Here is a 19,632-nt window from a genome sequence, read left to right on the forward strand (position 1 = left end):
ACTGTTCTCGATGGCTGGCTGTAGCGCATGGTCGTAGAAACAGGAGCCATCATGCCTGAAGATGCAGTGATCAACGCGATAAGATCTGATTTTATCGAGAAAACCGGCCTGATCACTCAGGCCGAAGGCCTGCCGCGCATAGCGGGACGCGTCTTCGGGATGCTGATATTTGACGGCGACATGGTATCCTTTGGTGATCTTGCAAAGCGATTGCAGGTCAGTCGCGCCAGCATCAGCACAAGTATCCGTATTCTGGAAGAGCGCGGGCTGGTGAAAAGAATGACCAGGCCAGGTGAACGCCAGGATTACTTTCAGCTTGCCTCTAATCCCTACATGACAATGCTGGAGGGCATTCAAAAACGCACGCGTGCCACGCGTGACGAGATAGCCCAAACAATCGACGCGCTGCCGAAAGGCGCTGGCGCTATCGAAAGATTACAGGAATACGTCGATTTTTATGTCTCGACGGATGCTGCAATTGGCGTGGCTTTGGATGAGCTCGCAAAAACAAAACACGCAAAACGGGACAAGCCAGAGTCGGCCCCAGAAGGACGCAAGAAATGACAACTGAAGATACATCGACCAAAGCGCATTTCCCGTCCGAGGCGCCTGAGGCGCCGCAGAAACTGACCTTCACATCCGACAAAGGTGCGTCGCGCTCGACATGGATCGCCGGTGTTCTCGTTATCCTCATCGTGGGCTGGATGGGCAGTGGATTTGTCATTCCCTTTGCCGAGGAACCTCAAGTAATCCGGCGGCAAGAGCCTCAACCCGTTGCGGTGGCCGTCAAGACCTCGTCCGCCGAGACCGTCGCGCAGTTCTATCAGGCGGAAGGTCAGGCACTTCCTGATCGGGACACCGCCCTTCGGGCCGAGATTTCAGGGGACATCGCCGAGGTCATGGTTGCAAAGGGCCAGGACGTGGATGCCGGTCAGATCATTGCCCGATTTGACCCCGCCAATAACACCGCAGACGCGAACCGCGCCGCACAGGAGCTGTCACGCGCTCAGCGCGAGTTCGACAATGCCGAGCAACTTCTGGAACGCGGCGTCGCGACAGCCGACCGTGTGTCTCAAGCAAGGGCAGCCCTCGCCGCGGCTCAGGCAGAGGTGACCGAGGTTGAGCAGGATGCGGACGCGCTGACCATTACTGCGCCTTTTGCCGGACGCATAGAGGCTCTTGATCTTGATGAAGGTGAGTTCGTGTCCGCAGGCACTGACGTTGGACGGCTGGTGGACATTACGCCGCTAACGGTCGCGATTCAGGTGCCACAGCAATCGCTTACCCTGCTTGGCGTCGGGCAGCCGGCAACGGTCCGTTTCATCACTGGCGAAGAGCGCGCCGGGACAGTGACCTTCGTCGGCACGTCGGCAGCCTCTGAAACGCGCACTTTTCTGGCCGAGATCGAAGTTGCCAACGACGACGGCGCAATCCCAGCGGGAATTTCAGCCGAGGTGATCATTCCGACCGGCGAAGCGGTGGCACATTTCCTGACACCGTCGATTGTTTCACTGAACACGGAAGGCACCCTTGGGATCAAGACCGTGAACGACGATGATGTCGTGGTCTTTTTCCCAATCGAGGTCGTCAAGGCACAAATCGATGGCATCTGGGTGACAGGCCTTCCGGATAGGGTCGACATCATCACCGTGGGGCAGGGGTTCGTGAACGAAGGCGAGACCGTCGCTCCCAGCGCCGGGGAGCTGAACCGATGAACAGTATTATCGACGCCGCATTTTCGCGCTCACGGGTCGTCGTCATGGCGCTCGTCATGGTGCTGACCGTGGGTGCTTATGCCTATGTCTCGATCCCCAAGGAAGCCAACCCAGAGGTGCCGCTACCGCTGTTTTACGTTTCGACGGGCCTCGACGGTATCAGCCCCACTGACGCCGAGCGGTTGCTTCTCGAACCAATGGAAACCGAGTTTGCCTCAATCGCCGGTTTGGACAGCATGAAGTCCGATGCCTCCGAGGGGTTCGCAAGCATCCAGCTTGAGTTCGCACCCGGCGGCGACAACGACGAAGCCCTCGATAAAGTCCGGGAAGCCGCTGACCGCGCGCAAAGCGATCTGCCCGACGACGCAAGAGACATTACGATAACCGAGATCAACACCGCGTTGTTCCCGATCATTACCGCGATCTTGTCCGGCCCTGTGCCGGAACGCACTTTGAACAATCTGGCGGACAGGCTTCAGGAAGAAGTCGAAGGCCTGCCTGGTGTGCTTGAGGTTGATATCGGCGGTCAGCGTTTCGAGTTTCTTGAGGTTCTGATCGACCCGACCGTGTTCCAGACTTACAATCTGTCATTTGATGAACTGATAGGGCAGATACAGCGCAACAACAGGCTGATTGCCGCAGGTGCCATCGAGACCGAAGCCGGACGCATCGTTTTGAAAGTACCGGGTCTGATCGAGGATCTTCAGGACGTGCTGGCGATGCCGGTCAAGGTGCGTGGCAATGCGGTGGTGACGTTCGGTGACGCTGCAACGGTACGCCGCACGTTTGAGGACCCGAATTCATTCGCGCGCATCAACGGTCAACCTGCGCTCGCGCTGGAAGTGACCAAGCGTTCAGGCGCGAACATCATCGAGACCGTTGCCGAAGTGAAAGTTCTGATCGAAGAGATCAGGGCCGACTGGCCCGATACCATCGAAATCACTTATCTTCAGGATCAGTCCAAACAGGTCAAGGATCTCCTCAGCGATCTGGAAGCCAACGTTATCGCCGCCGTGATCCTCGTGATGGTGGTGATCGTTCTCGCGCTTGGTCTTCGGTCCGCCATTCTGGTTGGTCTGGCAATTCCTGGCGCGTTTCTGGCGGGCGTCATTGCGCTGTGGTCCATGGGATACACGATGAACATCGTGGTACTGTTCTCACTCATTCTGGTCGTTGGAATGCTCGTGGACGGGGCCATTGTGACGACCGAGCTTGCAGATCGGAAATTGCAGGAAGGAGCGCCCGCGCGCGAGGCATATGCCTTCGCCGCCAAACGTATGTCATGGCCAATCATTGCCTCCACCGCGACCACGCTCAGTGTGTTTTTCCCACTTCTGTTCTGGTCCGGCATGGTTGGAGAGTTCATGAAATTCCTGCCGATCACCGTGATTTTGACCCTTTTCGCATCCCTTTTCATGGCGTTGATTTTTATCCCAGTCGTAGGGGGGCTGATCGGCAAGCGCCAACCGCAATCGGCCAAGGCAAAGGCCGCACTTCATGCGGCTGAGGTCGGCGATCCGCGGGATATGACAGGCTTTACGGGCGCATATGTGGGCGTGCTGGAATGGGCTATCCTGCGGCCTGCCACCACGTTGTTGCTTGCGTTCGCTCTGCTCTTGGGAGGCTTCGGTCTTTATGGTCAGTTCGGAAAGGGTGTGGCTTTCTTCCCCTCGGTCGAGCCGGACTTCATGCAGGTTCAGGTGCGGGCGCGTGACAACCTTTCGATTTTCGAGCGCGACGCCCTGGTGCGAGCGGTCGAGGAACGACTGCTGCCCTACGAGGAAATCGCCAGCATCTATGCGCGCTCCATGCTTTCTGCAGGGCAGGGCGACGAAGAAACCATCGGAACGCTGCAGTTGGAGTTGACCCCTTGGGACACCCGTCGCACGGCAGCTGAGATCGGCGTCGACATCCGCCAAAGCGTTGCGGACATAGCAGGGGTCGACGTTCAGGTGCAGACGGAAAGCGGCGGACCTTCCGCCGGAAAGCCAGTGAACCTCCAGATTACCGCGCGCAACCCGGACGCCCAGACAGAGGCGGTTCTCATGGTGCGCGAAATCATGGACCGCATCGGGGGTTTTACCGATGTGACCGACACACGGCCCGTTCCCGGTGTCGAGGTTTCGATCCTCGTCGACCGCGCCGAGGCCGCACGCTTCGGGGCAGATGTCAGCCTTCTGGGTCAAGCAGTTCAGCTTTTGACGCAAGGCATCACCGTGGCGGACTATCGCCCCGATGACGTCGATGGCTCGCAAGACATCCGCGTGCGGTTTCCGCGCGAGGAACGGTCGCTTGCTGAACTTGGCAGTCTGCGCGTTCCGACGTCAGAAGGACTGGTGCCCATCGCCAATTTCGTGACCTTCGCACCCAGCGAGCGCACAGGCGTTATCCGCCGCATCGACGAAAAACGTGTCAACACAATCGAGGCGAACGTGGCGCCGGGGGTGTTGGTGAACGATCAGGTTATCGCACTCACTGTCGCTCTGAATGGCGCTGAATTGCCGAGCGGCGTTGAGTTTAGCTTTGCCGGAGAAGCCGAAGACCAGCAGGAAAGTATGGTCTTTCTTGTTGGGGCCTTCATCACTGCCGTTTTTCTGATGTTTGTCATTCTGGTTTTGCAGTTCAACAGCTTCTTTCAGGCCTTGGTCGTGATGAGCGCCATCATTTTCTCGATTGCGGGTGTCTTGCTCGGGTTGCTCGTCACGGGCCGCCCATTCGGCATTGTGATGGGAGGGATCGGCGTGATCGCTCTTGCAGGCATCGTGGTGAACAACAACATCGTTCTGATCGACACCTACAACGATCTGAAACGTTCCGGTCAATCTCCATTGGAAGCAGCACTACGAACAGGTGCACAGCGTTTGCGTCCTGTGATCCTGACGTCGGTTACCACCGCACTGGGGCTAATGCCTATGGTCATCGGCGTAAACCTGAACTTCTTTACCCGCGAGGTCGTCTATGGAGCGCCTTCAACGCAGTGGTGGACAGAATTATCGTCTGCGATTGCAGGAGGTTTGGTAATTGCCACCATTCTGACGTTGGTGGTCACACCCGCGATGCTGATGCTGGGCGAACGAATGAGGCATAAGGCTCGAAAGAGCATTCAGCCAGCCGAACAAAATCGCCCCGCCTGATAGCGAGCCGGGAGCATTCAGCGAAGGCGGGCGGCCATTGCTACGATTATTGTGATTTCTCATATGCGTTGGAGCAACGTAAATGAGGAACCAATATTAGTCCCTTCGACCGGAGCAACCGATTTGAAGCAATTCTTAGCGGACCCAGAGAAGCAATGGAAGTCAAAGCGATGCTAGACCATCATCTCAGTCATGCAGTGTTCCCGCCAAACAACGCTTGCCTGATCTTCCGAGAGGTCGGAGCACGGACGTATCCACAGGCGAAGCAAGCTGTGCCAATCGGCATCAAAGGGCAGGGCGTCCCGCAAAGCGGGCTTTCGCTGGAGGCGAAGCAAAAAATGGCTCTGAACCCATTCTGACGATTGCCACGAGACCTTCGAATACCGCCAAGATTCTTGTGATTTCCGAAGTATGGCGAATAGCTCACCGGAACTAAAACAGCGTAGGCGAAGAAAGGCGACAATGGGCACTTGACGCCCTTGCCGTCAGGTTCTACCAACCGCCTCGCTTCTGGCGGAGTAGCTCAGGTGGTTAGAGCAGCGGAATCATAATCCGCGTGTCGGGGGTTCAAGTCCCTCCTCCGCTACCAGCAACCCTTTCTCTATGTCTGGAAACGATCTGAAAACACGCCTGGTCCCAGGCGGCGACCATGCTGCGGTGGGGTCGGTTTTTCATGGTTTTGCAGGACTTCGCATAGTCATCATTGGCTACTTATCGAAAAGGGCAGCTCGTCCCCCTGTTTCTATGGATGATAAATCATACAACGATGTATAGAGAATCCTCCTATCAAGTTAAAATTTTAAGGAATTGAGAAGAATCGCTCTCTCGGGCAAATTGGCTTCATCGAACGGTGTTGTGTTAGTTCGATAGTGTGACGAGTGACTGAGTACCCGAGTGTGTAACGAGTGTTGAAGTGTATCGAGGGCTAGAACGAATTCGGATGCGGGCATTTTGGTGGGGATGTCCGCGTCCATTCGATCTGAAGCAAATAAACGCGCGCCACGTGGCGCACCTGTGTAACAAGTAAGAGTGTAGTCATGACTTTTGGTGTTGGAATGGTTTTTGGAGCGTTGGTCTTTTCGCTTCTGTATTCTTTGGTGTCGAATATTCGGGACGCACGTCCTGGCAAAACCGTATATGAAGTTTGGCTGGAAGACGTCGCGAAAGATAACGTTATTCCGATGCGCCGCGATTTCTCAAAGACAGCGTAATCTGAGTCACCGGTACTTCCGCGCCGCGGTCAGTGCGCAGATGAACGCGACCACAGACATCCCCGCAACGGCAAATATCGCATAGCTGAACATGGACTGGGCGAGGAAAGCGACGGTCACGACGCCCCCCAGTCTGGCGAATGTAATGTCCAGACTTGCCGATGCAGCTCCCATGCCTCGGGGAGCGAACTCCAGGATCATTTGCGTCGATGGTGCGTTGCTGCAGGCCAGGCCACAGCCCACAAGGATTGCCGAAAACAGCACGCAAATGAAATCCGGGCAGAGATAGGCCAGCGGATATCCCGACGCGATGAATAGAGGTGCGACCAACAGGATGATGTGCACGTGTGGTTGATCCACCCAGTTGCGAAGCAGCGTGCTGACGACCGAAAAGCTTAACCACATCGACGACAGAATCACGCCCACACTGACAACCGGAAAGGCGTTGTCCGCCAGCCAGAGCGGCAGTCGGAACAAGTAGTAGGTAATCGCGCCGTATGTGCAAAGGACATAGGTCAGCATGATCCACAGCCGCTTGGAGTGTAGCAATTGCGCGTAGTTCGCTATGGATCTGTCTGCCGAATGCGGCTCGTGATCCGATCGTGACCACCAGACGATGCAAAGAGCAACCAGCGAGACGACCGCGAAGATGATGAAGGCATAGCTCCAGCCATTGTTTGCAAGTGTGCTTCCGTAAATGAAAGGTGCAAAGGCGGCCACGTAACCCGCGACGCTGCCCCAGACGATCAGCACCTTTCCGGGTCTGAGCGGGGAAGAACGAGTCAGCAGCAACGGGATCAAAGGAGAAAAGACACCGCCCCCAAAGCCTTGGAGGACGCGCCCGGCTATCAGGCTTTCAAAGTTTCCGGCAAAAGCGACGATTGCCGCCCCACTTGCAAAACACACGACACCTGCTGCGAAAACCCGAGTCGCCTTGAACAGGTCACCCAGCAGCCCGCCCACCAGCACGCCAATGGCGACCGAAACTCCGTATGAATTGAACACCCAGGCAAGCTGTCCGATGGAAAGGTCGAAATGATCTTGAATGGCCGGCAAGAGCAGCGGAACCAGCGTTAGTTCCATAACGAACGCGATACTAGCAGCGATCGCTCCGACTATCACTCGGCGGTTTGATACAGACATGGCGCCTGCTGTTTCAATGTCTGTCATACGAAAGGATTTTTTTGACTTTGTGATTTTCGGGCAGGTCGACTGCAGACACATCAACCCTTAGAAGCGATTGATGTCAATTGTGTCCTGATAGAAGCGACCTGAGCTTTGGATTTCAGCGACTGTGGTGCCAAAGACAGCGCATTGGACATATCATTGGCACTCATCCAGATAAAATAGTCTTCCTCGGTGACTTGTTGATCCGGTCCGATCCAGCGCCCGGGCTCGCAATGGCGATAGCCGTAGCGAAGATGCGCACCCTTTTCGGCGAGTTGTTTCGGAACGAATGCAAACACGTAATTCGGGTTCCATTTGCTGCACATGACTTCAAACAGAATACGCGACAAAAGCGGTGTCACTCCCTGACTGCGAGGGCCGCCAAGTCCGCGGGCGGGCAGCCAGAACTCACCGTGGTAACAGACCTTTCCGGTGATCGACCTGAGGGCTTCCGGGCCTTGGTAGAACGTGAGGTCCAGATCAGGCGTCGAATATGGGGTGATATACTTGTGGCGATGCACATTCAGGTGCTGCGCAAGAGAGATTCCGGTGAGATCAAGCATGCGAACCGCCTGCGTATGGATCAATTCATCTTTGTGGTTGAAGCCGCAAATCCAAAAGCCGTTCGTATTGTCGATATAAGAGCAGGCCACATCAAACATAGGATACATCGGGTTTCGATCCGTCTGTGCGTTTCGATAGACCCTGTATTCCGAGAAATCATCGCCGATAACGACGCGCATACCGGCGTCGTCGAGCTCTCGGATGATGCCCGACGCAGTCATGACCGTGTCTACGAGATTTCGCACTGACTTTCCGCACCCCACTCACGGTCATATGCAACCGCAGGGGAACGCTACCATGAAAAAGACACATTTGAGTAGGATTCCTGCCGCAATTTCCTAGATTTAGGAGCAGTTCACAGTCTGCATGTGACCATATCGTCACTCAGGCCGCGAGGCCGGGCGGGCAATCCATAATGAGGTCGTCGGGGATGTCGGTTTGGTGGTGCTCATCCAGAGCATTGATCTCGACCTGATTGGTGATAACCGCCAGAACGCTGAGGCCGGGAGTCCCATCGGGAAACACGCATCCGAGCAGCATCCGCTGGAAAGTGACCGGCACAGGATCGCCGCCATCTTTTGGCAGGTAAGCAAACAAATGGTCCAGCCGTACGCCGCCCTCGTCATAAATCCGCGAGTAGGCGCCAGAGATGAATTCGTTGAATTCGTCACCGACGTTGTCTTCATTCATCAGCTTGCCGATCGCGCTGCGCGACCAGGCCCAGCCGAACCACTTCGCGTAGGCCGATTCCATACCGATATCTACAAAGACCCAACCAGCAGGCCCTTTGCGATAAATCACCGAATAGGGGCGGATGGCCTCCATAGCTTCATGCTCGATGCACGTCTCGGCGTTACCCCAGGCCACGAAAGCCTTCTTGAGAAGCGGCAGACCGTTCAGGGCCACTTTGGAAACCGGATGCTGCTGCGAGAAAAACTCACGCCCTTCGGCATCGGTGTAGCAACTGGATTCCAGACCGTCCGAGAAGTTCTTCTTCAAAGATGACTGACCAGACCAGGTATCAAGGTGCAGCAGGAGTGACTTGGCGCCATCGAGCGAGGAATGTCCGAAGGGCGTCAACTGGTATTGCCTGTCAGTCACTTCGAAAAGCGGCTCACCTTTGATGCGTTCCAGATCCGTGAGGTGACGTCGCACAGTTTGACGCGTCGCCCCAAGCTCCTGACAGGTCTTGGACAAGTTCAGGTTGCGACTCATGCACACAAAGGCGCGCAACATGGCGACTGTGACGCCACTGGTACTCTTCGTTTCGTACAAATCGACTCCTGAACGTATTGGATCGCTGCGTGTAGGATAAGTCTCGGACCGTTAGATCAAGTTTGTCGCATTTGAGGTCGGGGATAAGAAGGCAGAATTGTAGCAATTCCGAGGATTTCGACCTTTGTCGTGTGCATGGGGCAAAATTCTTTCAATACCTTGTTTTAAAGTAATAAAAGTTCTGAGCACGTTCTGTCATTTGCAAGATGGCGTTTGGCTATTGGTCTGTGACGAAGAACGATTTCCAATCGCCGACATGATTTCGACAGATTGCTTTGGAAGACAAGGGGCGTGAAAGGATCGCCCATGAGTCTCGACGGAATTTTCAACACCTCCTTTACCATGTCCAGCCCACCACCTGGTTCCGTGAACGTTTGTCTGGGCAAGATCGTCGAAGGACCGGGCGGACGTTGGGTTCCATGCGCCACGATGGTTGGCGGCGGGGTCTATTATTCAGGGCTTTTCCAAGTAGGGCCGGGACGCAGACAGGTCTGCGCTTCGGATGTCGTCATGCCGTGTGCCGAAGCTGCTCTGACGCGCGCCATCGAACTGGCTTCCACCGCCGCCGCCTGAATTCCCTTTCCGGGGTCTGTCTGCTCAACGCTGGTGCGCTCTTGATCGGCCTGCCCAGAGGTCGCACGTCGTCCTATGCGCGATGTATGATTAATCACCCAACCTTGGATGAATAATTCTCCCATCAAGTTAAAAATTTAAGGAATTGTTTGGAATCGCAACTTCAGGCAAATTCCTATTCATCGAGCACGTGTTGTTGTGTTCGGTTGCGTAATGAGTTTTGTTTTTTGTGTGCGTAAAGAGTATGACGGTAAGTCGAGTACCCGAACGGATGCAGGCGAGAACATTGTATGAGAATGTTCACGCCTGCCCGGGTAGGGGTGTGTTTGAGTAAGTAGTTTGTTCCCGCCAGGGATGACCTCGCTCCGGTCAGGTTTCAGAAAATACGTCAATGCTGACGGCCAATAGACCGGAAACTGGCATTTTTGTGAAAAAATACATTCAATCAGAAACAATTAGTTTCCCCAGCGCCGCTCTTGCCCGGTCCTGCAGTGGCTGAGCCATTCAAGCGGCGCTGGGCGCAAATTCACTTTGCGCGCCCCACATGGCCACAAGCGGCTTCAATCCTAAAACGTGCATTGCAAGACCTTAGGCGCAAGTGCTTGCGTATTGCGGCTTCAATGCTGTGCCCACTCCGTCTAGACAACAAGTAACACTGTCGTCGAAGGGGAACGCACATGGGTTTGAGACCGCTCGATCTTGATCCGGCCAGATGCCTTATTGCCGGGACGTGGCGGCCGCCTCTATCACGGGAAACGCTTCAACTTGTGAACCCGTCCGATGGCGCAATTCTGTGTGAAATTGCGCGCGGTGGTTCCGAGGACATCGCCGCAGCGGTCGCAAGCGCAGAACACGCGCTCGCGGGAGAGTGGGGGCAGGCAACTGCGGCCGAGCGTGGCCGGGTTCTGTCGCGGATCGGTCAGTTGGTGCTTGAGAACACCGAGCACCTTGCCGAACTTGAAGCACTTGATGTTGGCAAACCATTGACGCAAGCGCGCGCGGATGTTCTGGCGCTGGCCCGCTATATGGAGTTCTACGCCGGCGCGGCCGACAAACTGCACGGCGCGACTATCCCTTATCTGGATGGATACACCGTTTATACCCTGCGCGAGCCGCACGGCGTGACTGGCCATATCGTACCGTGGAACTATCCGATGCAGATCATCGGTCGTTCGGTCGGAGCGGCACTTGCTACCGGAAATGCTGCCGTCCTGAAACCCGCCGAAGAGGCCTGTCTCACGGCGCTTGCATTTGCGGAACTGGCGCGTCGCGCCGGGCTGCCCGATGGCGCGCTGAACGTCGTGCCGGGTCTTGGGGCCGAGGCTGGCGCTGCGCTGACCGCACATCCGGACGTGCGGCACCTTTCTTTTACAGGATCCGTTGGAGTCGGGCGTCTGGTGCAGGCGGCAGCTGCGCAAAACGTTGTGCCAGTGACGCTTGAGCTTGGCGGCAAGTCACCTCAGCTCTTCTTTGAAGACGCCGACATCGACGCAGCTTTACCGTTCCTGGTGAACGCCGGCATTCAGAACGCCGGTCAGACCTGCTCGGCTTCTTCGCGGATTCTGGTGCACCATTCCCGTTACGACGAGGTCGTCGAGAAAATGGCCGAACGGTATTCGGGTCTGGTAGCCGGACCCGCCATGGAGGACCTTGATGTTGGCCCGTTGGTGTCAGCACGCCAAAAGGCGATCGTAGAAGGGTTCATCGAAAAGGCTGGCGACCTCGAACGAGTCGGGACCGGAACCATTGTCGACAACGCACCACCCGGTGGCGCTTATGTTGCTCCGGCGCTCTTTGCGGGTGTGGCGCCTGATCATACTCTGGCGCAGGACGAAGTCTTTGGCCCCGTGCAGGTGATCATTCCTTTTGCGGATGACGAACAGGCAGTCGAGATCGCAAACGGTACGGACTATGGGCTGGTGGCATCCGTCTGGACGCGCGACGGAGCGCGGCAGATGCGCTTGGCAAAGAAACTGCGTGCCGGTCAGGTTTTCCTGAACAACTACGGGGCGGGGGGCGGTGTTGAGTTGCCTTTCGGTGGCACGGGATTGTCCGGGCACGGGCGGGAAAAGGGATTTGAGGCGCTTTATGGGTTTTCGGTCTTGAAGACCGTCGCTGCGCGCCACGGCTAGGGGAATGAAATGCGACTGAATGGCAAGACTGCAATTGTAACGGGTGGGGCCTCGGGCTTTGGCGCAGGCATTGCGCGCAAGTTTGTGGCCGAGGGCGCGCGTGTGCTGATCGCGGATATGAACCTTGAGGGTGGCGAAGCTCTGGCTGCTGAACTGGGCGAAAGCGTCGCGGCAATACAAACCAACGTCGCGAAGAACGAGGATGTCGCCGCTATGACCGCAGCGGCTCTCAAAGCCTTCGGGCGGATCGATATTCTGGTGAACAATGCAGGCACGACCCATATGCCCGCGCCGATGGAGGACATCAGCGAAGAGGATTTCGACCGGGTGCTCGCGGTGAATGCGAAATCGGTTTACCTCACTGCACGGCACGTCGTGCCGCTTCTGAAAGCACAGAAAGCTGGCGCGATCCTGAACGTGGCCTCAACGGCTGCCGTCAGCCCGCGCCCGCGGCTGTCGTGGTATAACGCCTCAAAGGGCTGGATGACGACCGCGACCAAGGGCATGGCGATAGAACTTGCACCGCATGGCGTGCGGGTCAACGCGATCAACCCGGTCGCAGGGGAAACACCCCTTTTGAAGATGTTCATGGGAGAAGACACGCCCGACGTGCGCGCAAAGTTCCTTGCGACGATCCCGCTGGGCCGGTTTTCGACGCCCGAGGATATGGGCAACGCCGCTTGCTATCTTTGCTCGGACGAGGCCAGCATGGTTACCGGCGTCTGTATGGAAGTCGATGGCGGTCGTTGTATCTGATCGCTAGTCCGCCAGGCTGACTTCAAACCGGACGTCGCCCCATCTACCGATATTGGTGCGGGCTTCAATAAAAACACTGGGTGTTCCGTGGGGGATGGCCACGCCCGACAGCGAACGGGTGAACGGCTGCTCGTTGACATGCGGATGGAAAAGCGTGCGTGCTCCAAGCTCTGTCCCGTCATCAGTCACGACGCGCCACCCGTCCGCATAATCGTCCCAGCCGGTATCGCCATGTCGAAGCGTTACCGAAAAAGTCCATTCTGATCCGCTTTTTCTAGCCTCGACGGCTTCGACAACAGCATCGTCCGCAGCCGCGGATGAGATGACGCCGAAAAGCATGACGCTAAATACTGCAAGAGAGTTTGTGACTAAGGTCTTCATCTCTCTATAGTGTAAGCAAGCACGCAAGCCGGCCAATCACAAATGCTTGCGCATTCTGATAAATTGGTTATAAAATATTACCAATTGTCTCGCAGGGAGGTTTGCGATGGAAATGCCAACACCGAATCCGCGTATTCTCGCACTGAAATCGCGGCTTGTTCAGCGTTTGCGCGAAGTCCTGCCTCATGACGCGGTGATCGATGACGAGATGCAGACCCGCGTCTACGAGTGTGACGCCTTGACTGCCTATAAATGCCCGCCCCTGTGCGCGGTGCTGCCATCTTCGACGGAGGAGGTCTCGGCGGTTCTGAAAATATGCCACCAGGAAGGTGTCCCGGTTGTTCCACGCGGGTCGGGCACGTCACTAGCGGGCGGTGCTTTGCCAACAGCAGATTCGGTGATCCTCGGTGTGGCCCGCCTGAATGACGTGATCGAAACGGATTACGACAACCGCTTTATCAAAGTGCAAACCGGACGCACGAACCTCAGTGTGACCGGCGCCGTGGAAAGCGACGGATTCTTTTATGCGCCTGATCCGTCCTCGCAGCTGGCCTGCGCGATCGCTGGCAATATCGCGATGAACTCCGGTGGTGCGCATTGTCTTAAATACGGCGTGACGACCAATAATTTGTTGGGTGTAACCATGGTTACCATGGATGGGACCGTCATCGAAATTGGCGGCGCGCATATGGACAGTGCCGGTTATGACTGGTTGGGGCTGATTTGCGGGTCGGAAGGCCAGCTTGGCGTCGTGACCGAGGCCACGTTGCGCATCCTGCCCAAACCCGAAGGCGCCCGCCCGGTGCTGATCGGCTACAAAAGTGCCGAGATTGCCGGAGCATGCGTCAGTGACATCATCAAGGCGGGCGTATTGCCTGTTGCCATCGAATACATGGACCGCAAGGTCATCGAAGTTGTCGAAAGCTACGCCAAGGCCGGCTATCCCGATTGCGAAGCTCTGTTGATCGTCGAGGTCGAAGGGTCGCCCGCCGAGATCGATGAACAGCTTGGATTGATCAAGCAGATCGCAGCAAAACATGATCCGGTTGAGTTGCGCGAAGCCAAGGATGCCGAAGAAGCCGGACGCATCTGGCTTGGCCGAAAATCGGCCTTTGGTGCGATGGGGCAGATCAACGACTACATGTGTCTGGATGGAACAATTCCAGTGTCTTCGCTGCCTTATGTGCTGCGGCGCATTGGCGAGTTGTCCGAGGAGTTCGGTCTGGAAGTGGGCAATGTGTTCCACGCGGGCGACGGCAACATGCACCCGTTGATCCTTTTTGATGCCAACAAACCCGGCGATCTTGAAACCTCCGAAGAGATGGGTGCCGAGATCCTGAAGCTCTGTGTAGAAGTCGGCGGATGTCTGACGGGTGAGCATGGCGTAGGGATCGAAAAGCGCGATCTGATGAATGTGCAATTCGCACCCGGAGATCTTGAGATACAGATGCGGGTCAAGGACGTCTTTGATCCGGCTTGGCTTTTGAACCCGGCCAAGGTCTTTCCGCTGGAAAGCAGCGCGAGCCGACGCATGCAGGCCGACGCTGCTGCCTGATGCATTGGTTGGGGGCTGTCTGCCCCCAAACCCCCGAGAATATTGAGACCAAAAAGAAGGACGGGCCGCGTGATTGAGCCGACGACAGAGCAAGAGATAGCGCAGGCGGTGCGTGATGCTGCGGGACCACTTTCGATCCGGGGAGGGGGGACGCGCGGTATGGCCCCAGCCAGCGGTGAGGTTTTTTCGTTAGCGCGGGTTTCGGGTATTTCGCTTTATGAGCCGGGCGCATTGACGATCGTGGCGGGCGCCGGGACGCCGATGTCGGAGATTGACGCAGCCCTTCAGTCCGAGGGCCAGATGTTGCCTTTCGAGCCCATGGACCATCGCGTTTTGCTCGGCACCTCGGGGGAGCCGACGATTGGTGGCGTGGTGGGAGCGAACGTTTCGGGGCCGCGGCGCTTGCGGGCGGGTGGATGCCGGGACTCCTTGATCGGCGTGCGGTTTGTGGACGGTCGCGGTGAAGTACTGAAGAACGGTGGGCGCGTGATGAAGAATGTCACCGGATATGATCTGGTGAAACTGATGTCTGGGTCATATGGCACACTTGGTGTTCTGAGCGAGGTCAGTTTCAAGCTGTTGCCCAAGCCGGATGCAACCGGTGTTCTTACGCTGACTGGGTTGCCTCTTGCGGACGGTATTGCGGCGATGTCGGCGGCTTTGGGCTCGCCTTACGAGGTCACGGGGGCGGCAATGACGCCGGCCAAGGGGGATGCCGAGTCGATTGTCCGGTTGCGGCTTGAGGGCTTTGAAAGCTCGGTCAGCTATCGCGGTGAACAATTGAAAAAGACTTTGGCGCAGTTCGGTACGGCTGACTTTGCACTTGGCGGTGAAGACGACTGGCGCGCAGTGCGGGACGTGGAAGCGTTTGCCTCAAAGACATGCGTCTGGCGTCTGGCGATCAAGGCCAGCGATGTTCCTGCAATGCTGGAAGACGGCATTTGGCCGAAATTTCCATGTGATGCCTTGCTGGACTGGGGTGGTGGTCTGGTCTGGATAGGCTGCGACGACGCAGAGCTTGGCAAGATCGCGCAGGATCCGGTTGCGGCTGGCGCTCTGCTTCACACTCATTTGCAGGATCATATGAAGACCATCGGCGGCCACGCGACATTGCTGAAGGCACCCGACGCCCTGAAAGTGCGTGTGCCTGTATTCCAGCCCGAAGCGGCCCCCTTGGCGGCACTCGCCAACGGACTGCGTACGCAATTCGACCCGCGCGGAATATTGAATCCCGGAGTCATGGGCTGATGGAGAGCGCCACGTTTGCCTTCATCGCGCTTCCGGCTTTCGGTGCGCTGGTCGTTGGGTATCTGCTGACTGACTGGCGACTTGCGGGGGCGGTTGCGTCCGGCGGGTTCGGCTTGCTCTTGATATTGCCAGGGTCAGCGCCAAGTCTTGCCACCTTCGCTTTGCCGGCCCTTCTCGGCGCGGCCGCCGGGGCGCTGATCTTGTTGCCATACTTGCGTGTCTGGCCGGATGCGACCGTTTGGGGCCGCATGTCGGTGGCGATTATCGCCGCCCTTGCGGCCTCAGTTGCCAATATCTCATTTTTCGCCGGGAGCGCCTGACATGCAGACGACATTTACTGAAGAACAGTTGAAAATTCCCGCGATCAAACGCTCGAATGAGATATTGCGCTCGTGCGTGCACTGCGGATTTTGCACGGCGACATGCCCGACCTATCAGGTGCTTGGCGATGAACTCGACAGTCCGCGCGGCCGAATTTATCTGATCAAGGACATGTTGGAACACGACCGGCCTGCGGATGCGAAAACCGTCAAACATATCGACCGTTGCCTGTCCTGTCTTGCCTGTATGACGACCTGTCCGTCCGGGGTGCATTATATGCATCTTGTCGATCACGCGCGCGCTCATATCGAAAAGACCTATAAGCGGCCAGTGTTCGAACGTGTCCTGCGCTGGACGCTTGCGCAGATCCTTCCCTATCCCATGCGCTTTCGCGTCGCCCTTCTGGGCGCGAAAATGGGCCGACCGTTTGCGCGATTCATGCCGGATCCGCGTCTAAAGGCGATGCTGGAGATGGCCCCGAAGACCATACCGCCAGTCAGTCGCAATGATGATCCGCAAACCTTTGAACCAAAGGGTGAAAGAAAGATGCGGGTGGCGCTGATGACCGGTTGTGCGCAGCGCGCGCTCAACACGGATATCAATGACGCGACAATCCGGCTTTTGCGCCGCTTTGGTTGTGAAATTGTCGTCGCCGAGGGGATGGGCTGCTGCGGAGCGCTTGTGCATCACATGGGCAAGGAAGCCGAAAGCCATGATGCGGCCGCCAAGAATATCACGGCCTGGATGGCTGAAGATCGCGCCGGGAGGCTCGATGCGATTGTGATCAATACCTCAGGTTGCGGCACGACGGTTAAGGATTATGGCCATATGTTCCGCAACGATCCCTTGGCCGAAGACGCTGCACGCGTAAGCGAACTGGCGATGGATGTTTCGGAAGTTCTGATGAAGCTGGACCTGCCCGAAGGCGTCGCCACAAAATTGCGCGTTGCCTATCACGCGGCGTGCTCGTTGCAGCACGGTCAGCAGATCAAGACCTATCCCAAGGACTTGTTGAAAAAAGTTGGCTACGAAGTGGTCGAACCCCGTGATGCGCATCTTTGTTGTGGCTCAGCAGGCACTTACAACCTGATGCAGCCCGAGATCTCGAAAGAACTGAAAGCGCGCAAAGTCAAAACGCTGGAGGAGAAATCGCCTGAGGTGATTGCCGCCGGAAACATCGGCTGCATGATGCAGATCGGTTCGGGAACGGATGTGCCGATCGTGCATACGGTCGAACTTCTGGACTGGGCGACGGGTGGTCCCAAACCGCCTGCTTTCGCGCGCGGCGCGAGCGATGCACCCCAAGTGCCAAACCTCCGATAACAAATCACCGTCATATTCTTGTCCAAACCTCGGACTACGTCGTAAGTTGGACGAGGAGAAACGGTATGCGAATGTCTGTGAACGCTTTGATTGCGGCCGTTGCCTTGTTGATGCCCTCAGCCGTCGTCGCGCAGGACTATGAAGCCGCTTCCGAAATGACGGCGCTGATGACATCCTACGAAGCACGCGGCTGGGAAGGTGTCGGTCGGCTCAACATCGGCTTTGGCGGGATGTGCACCGGGGCGCTGATCGCGCCGCGACTGGTGCTGACCGCCGGGCATTGCCTTATTGATCAAAGAACGGGACGCGATGTGAATGTCCGCGATGTGACGTTTCTGGCGGGCTGGCGCAATGGCCGGGCCTCGGCATCCCGCAAGGTGCGTCGCGCGGTTGTGCATCCCGAGTACGAATACGCTGGTCCGGAAGGTCCGCTCAGTGTCGCAAATGATCTGGCGCTTCTTGAACTGGAAAGCGAAATTCGCCTCGCCCACATTCAGCCCTTCAAGACAGCCGATCGCCCGCGCAAGGGCGCTTCGGTCGGGGTCGTGTCCTATGCGCATGACCGCCAAGACAGCCTGTCCCTGCAAGAGGTCTGCCACGTTCTGGCGCGCCGCAGCGGGGCTCTGGTCCTGTCCTGCGACGTTGATTTCGGCTCAAGCGGCGCTCCGATTTTCGCTGACATCGACGGCGAACCGCAAATCGTTTCAGTGGTTTCCGCAAAAGCGATGGTGCAGGGACGCAAGGTCTCGCTGGGGACGAATTTGACCAAGCCATTAGACGACTTGATGGGGATGCTGGCTTCGGGGGACGCTGTCATGAATTCCGGCGCAACCGAGCCGCGCCGCCTTTCGGTCGGCGGAAACAACGGGCTGGCGCTTTCTGGCGGCGAAGGCGGTGCAAAATTCGTAAGGCCGTGACGACTTGACCACAGAAGGTACGACGACCACCTTGGCGTCATGCGATTGCTTCACTCTGTTCTGACACTTCTTGCGCTTGGCGCGGCCACGTCAGCATTGGCGGACGTTTCGGCAGTCGGTCGGCTTGAAAACACCTCGACGGATCAGACCTGCACAGGCGCGCTCATTTCGCCGCGCTACGTGCTGACTGCGGCCCATTGCGTTGGGGCCTTGCGCAACGCCGAGGGTTCCTCGGACGCGCAGGTCTTGTTTCGACCCGGCAAGCCAGTGGGTGGCCCGACTTTCAGCATCATCGACAGCGCCATGCACCCGCTTTTCAACCAGCCCTTCGCACGGGATTTGCAAAAGCTGAGGTTCGACATTGCGATCTTCACGCTGGACCGGGACGTGCCGCGAACCATTGGTGTTCCGATGGTTGTCGGCGAAGAAGCCCGTGTTGGCGAAACACTTTTTCTCGTCAGTTGGAGGGGCGCAAACCCCACTCCGCCGCGCCAAAGGGGCTGCCTGGTGGTTGACGGAACGCCGGGTCTGGTTTCGGTTGCCTGTGCAGTTGGTGGGGGTGAAAGCGGCGCGCCATTGTTCAGAAAAACCCAATCAGGGCTTGAACTTGTGGCCGTTTTGACAAGCCGGTCCAGCCTCGGTCAGCAACCGATCGGTCTTGCTACAAACGTCGCGATCAGACTGCCCCCGCTTGAACGCGCTGTGAAAGCAGGCGAAGGGTCTTGAAGCGGCGAATTCACATGCCTACCTAAAAACCGTCGGAGGCCAAATGGCTCTGATTGCTACATATGCCTTGCCCGGTGTCGGGGAGGCTCAAACATTGGAATCGCTCAAAGGAGGATCCCTCATGCGAACTTTTGATCTTGCACCGCTTTATCGTGCGACCGTTGGTTTTGACCAGATCGCCGACCTAATGGACCGCGCTCTGACAGACACGTCGAACGCCACGTCCTATCCACCTTACAACATCGAAAAAACCGGCGAAGACGGCTGGCGTATTTCTATTGCCGTGGCCGGTTTCAGCGACGCAGACCTCAATGTCGAATTGCGCGAAAATGCGCTGATTGTCACCGCCGACAAGGCAAAAGACGACGAAGAGCGTACCTATCTACACCGAGGTATTGCCACGCGCGCGTTCGAGCGTCGCTTCGCGCTTGCCGACCACGTGCGCGTGACCGGCGCAAGTCATGTTGATGGTATGTTGCACATCGACCTTGTGCGGGAAGTGCCCGAAAGCCTGAAGCCTCGCCGTATTGAGATCGCAAAAGGCGAGACCTTCGATACGAAAGCCGTCGCGGCACAAGAGCTGAACTAAGTCCGACAGCCATCGGCTGACAAAGCGAAACCCCCGGTGCGCCGC

18 protein-coding genes and 1 tRNA gene are annotated in these 19,632 nt (G+C 57.1%); 15 read left to right on the forward strand and 4 right to left on the reverse strand.

Annotation, left to right across the window (positions count from 1 at the left end; translation table 11 throughout):
- Nucleotides 1-51: 51 nt before the first annotated feature.
- The 5 genes from BOA8489_RS14235 (at nt 52) to BOA8489_RS20505 (ending at nt 6,060) form a co-directional block, all read left to right on the forward strand.
- Nucleotides 52-564 carry a GbsR/MarR family transcriptional regulator gene (locus BOA8489_RS14235; RefSeq protein WP_093974963.1) on the forward strand — a complete coding sequence of 171 codons (513 nt, stop codon included), beginning with the start codon at nt 52-54 and terminating at the stop codon, nt 562-564.
- Nucleotides 561-1,715, forward strand: coding sequence for an efflux RND transporter periplasmic adaptor subunit (locus BOA8489_RS14240; RefSeq protein WP_093974965.1), 1,155 nt, complete (start codon nt 561-563; stop codon nt 1,713-1,715). The genes BOA8489_RS14235 and BOA8489_RS14240 overlap by 4 nt, the downstream gene beginning before the upstream one ends.
- A complete protein-coding gene (locus BOA8489_RS14245; protein ID WP_093974967.1) occupies nt 1,712-4,849 on the forward strand; it encodes an efflux RND transporter permease subunit in 3,138 nt (1,045 codons plus the stop codon). The genes BOA8489_RS14240 and BOA8489_RS14245 overlap by 4 nt, the downstream gene beginning before the upstream one ends.
- Nucleotides 4,850-5,361: 512 nt before the next feature.
- Nucleotides 5,362-5,438: transfer RNA gene (locus tag BOA8489_RS14255), tRNA-Met, on the forward strand.
- Between the two features lie 448 nt (nt 5,439-5,886).
- On the forward strand, nt 5,887-6,060 hold the full coding sequence (locus tag BOA8489_RS20505) for a hypothetical protein (protein WP_176440318.1): 174 nt from the start codon (nt 5,887-5,889) through the stop codon (nt 6,058-6,060).
- 6 nt (nt 6,061-6,066) lie between these two features.
- On the opposite strand, the gene BOA8489_RS14260 is transcribed toward BOA8489_RS20505, so the two are convergent.
- The 3 genes from BOA8489_RS14260 to BOA8489_RS14270 all read right to left on the reverse strand — a co-directional run bounded on the left by BOA8489_RS14260 (nt 6,067) and on the right by BOA8489_RS14270 (nt 9,066).
- A complete protein-coding gene (locus tag BOA8489_RS14260) occupies nt 6,067-7,203 on the reverse strand; it encodes an MFS transporter (RefSeq protein WP_245813861.1) in 1,137 nt (378 codons plus the stop codon).
- Nucleotides 7,204-7,283: 80 nt separating this feature from the next.
- On the reverse strand, nt 7,284-8,036 hold the full coding sequence (locus BOA8489_RS14265) for a hypothetical protein (RefSeq protein WP_306345764.1): 753 nt from the start codon (nt 8,034-8,036) through the stop codon (nt 7,284-7,286).
- Between the two features lie 139 nt (nt 8,037-8,175).
- Entirely contained in the window at nt 8,176-9,066 is an 891-nt protein-coding gene (locus BOA8489_RS14270) for a helix-turn-helix domain-containing protein (RefSeq protein ID WP_141138307.1), read from the reverse strand.
- A gap of 306 nt (nt 9,067-9,372) precedes the next feature.
- Here BOA8489_RS14270 and BOA8489_RS14275 point away from each other — a divergent pair, with 306 nt between their 5' ends.
- The 3 genes from BOA8489_RS14275 (at nt 9,373) to BOA8489_RS14285 (ending at nt 12,527) form a co-directional block, all read left to right on the forward strand.
- On the forward strand, nt 9,373-9,639 hold the full coding sequence (locus BOA8489_RS14275; protein WP_093974977.1) for a hypothetical protein: 267 nt from the start codon (nt 9,373-9,375) through the stop codon (nt 9,637-9,639).
- Between the two features lie 677 nt (nt 9,640-10,316).
- Complete coding sequence (locus BOA8489_RS14280) at nt 10,317-11,771, forward strand: aldehyde dehydrogenase family protein (protein ID WP_093974978.1); 1,455 nt, start codon at nt 10,317-10,319, stop codon at nt 11,769-11,771.
- Between the two features lie 9 nt (nt 11,772-11,780).
- Nucleotides 11,781-12,527, forward strand: coding sequence for an SDR family oxidoreductase (locus BOA8489_RS14285; protein ID WP_093974979.1), 747 nt, complete (start codon nt 11,781-11,783; stop codon nt 12,525-12,527).
- Between the two features lie 3 nt (nt 12,528-12,530).
- Here BOA8489_RS14285 and BOA8489_RS14290 read toward each other — a convergent pair whose 3' ends face one another.
- Nucleotides 12,531-12,866 carry a hypothetical protein gene (locus BOA8489_RS14290; RefSeq protein ID WP_093974980.1) on the reverse strand — a complete coding sequence of 112 codons (336 nt, stop codon included), beginning with the start codon at nt 12,864-12,866 and terminating at the stop codon, nt 12,531-12,533.
- A gap of 148 nt (nt 12,867-13,014) precedes the next feature.
- On the opposite strand from BOA8489_RS14290, the gene BOA8489_RS14295 reads away from it, so the two are divergent.
- The 7 genes from BOA8489_RS14295 to BOA8489_RS14325 all read left to right on the forward strand — a co-directional run bounded on the left by BOA8489_RS14295 (nt 13,015) and on the right by BOA8489_RS14325 (nt 19,587).
- Nucleotides 13,015-14,463, forward strand: coding sequence for an FAD-linked oxidase C-terminal domain-containing protein (locus BOA8489_RS14295; protein WP_093974981.1), 1,449 nt, complete (start codon nt 13,015-13,017; stop codon nt 14,461-14,463).
- 69 nt (nt 14,464-14,532) lie between these two features.
- Nucleotides 14,533-15,711: an FAD-binding protein gene (locus BOA8489_RS14300; protein WP_306345765.1), complete on the forward strand. Its 1,179-nt coding sequence runs from the start codon at nt 14,533-14,535 to the stop codon at nt 15,709-15,711.
- The gene (locus BOA8489_RS14305; protein ID WP_093974982.1) at nt 15,711-16,031 is read left to right on the forward strand and encodes a hypothetical protein; all 321 of its coding nucleotides are present in this window, start codon (nt 15,711-15,713) and stop codon (nt 16,029-16,031) included. The genes BOA8489_RS14300 and BOA8489_RS14305 overlap by 1 nt, the downstream gene beginning before the upstream one ends.
- A 1-nt stretch (nt 16,032) precedes the next feature.
- Nucleotides 16,033-17,355: a glycolate oxidase subunit GlcF gene (glcF, locus tag BOA8489_RS14310; RefSeq protein WP_093974983.1), complete on the forward strand. Its 1,323-nt coding sequence runs from the start codon at nt 16,033-16,035 to the stop codon at nt 17,353-17,355.
- A 65-nt stretch (nt 17,356-17,420) separates the two neighbouring features.
- The gene (locus BOA8489_RS14315) at nt 17,421-18,272 is read left to right on the forward strand and encodes a trypsin-like serine peptidase (protein ID WP_093974984.1); all 852 of its coding nucleotides are present in this window, start codon (nt 17,421-17,423) and stop codon (nt 18,270-18,272) included.
- Nucleotides 18,273-18,311: 39 nt separating this feature from the next.
- Nucleotides 18,312-18,998, forward strand: a complete 687-nt coding sequence (locus tag BOA8489_RS14320) for a trypsin-like serine peptidase (protein ID WP_093974985.1) — start codon at nt 18,312-18,314, stop codon at nt 18,996-18,998.
- Between the two features lie 121 nt (nt 18,999-19,119).
- Nucleotides 19,120-19,587: an Hsp20 family protein gene (locus tag BOA8489_RS14325; protein WP_093974986.1), complete on the forward strand. Its 468-nt coding sequence runs from the start codon at nt 19,120-19,122 to the stop codon at nt 19,585-19,587.
- The last annotated feature ends 45 nt before the right edge of the window (nt 19,588-19,632 follow it).

Source organism: Boseongicola aestuarii (assembly GCF_900184815.1).
In the GTDB taxonomy this organism is placed as follows: Bacteria; Pseudomonadota; Alphaproteobacteria; order Rhodobacterales; family Rhodobacteraceae; genus Boseongicola; species Boseongicola aestuarii.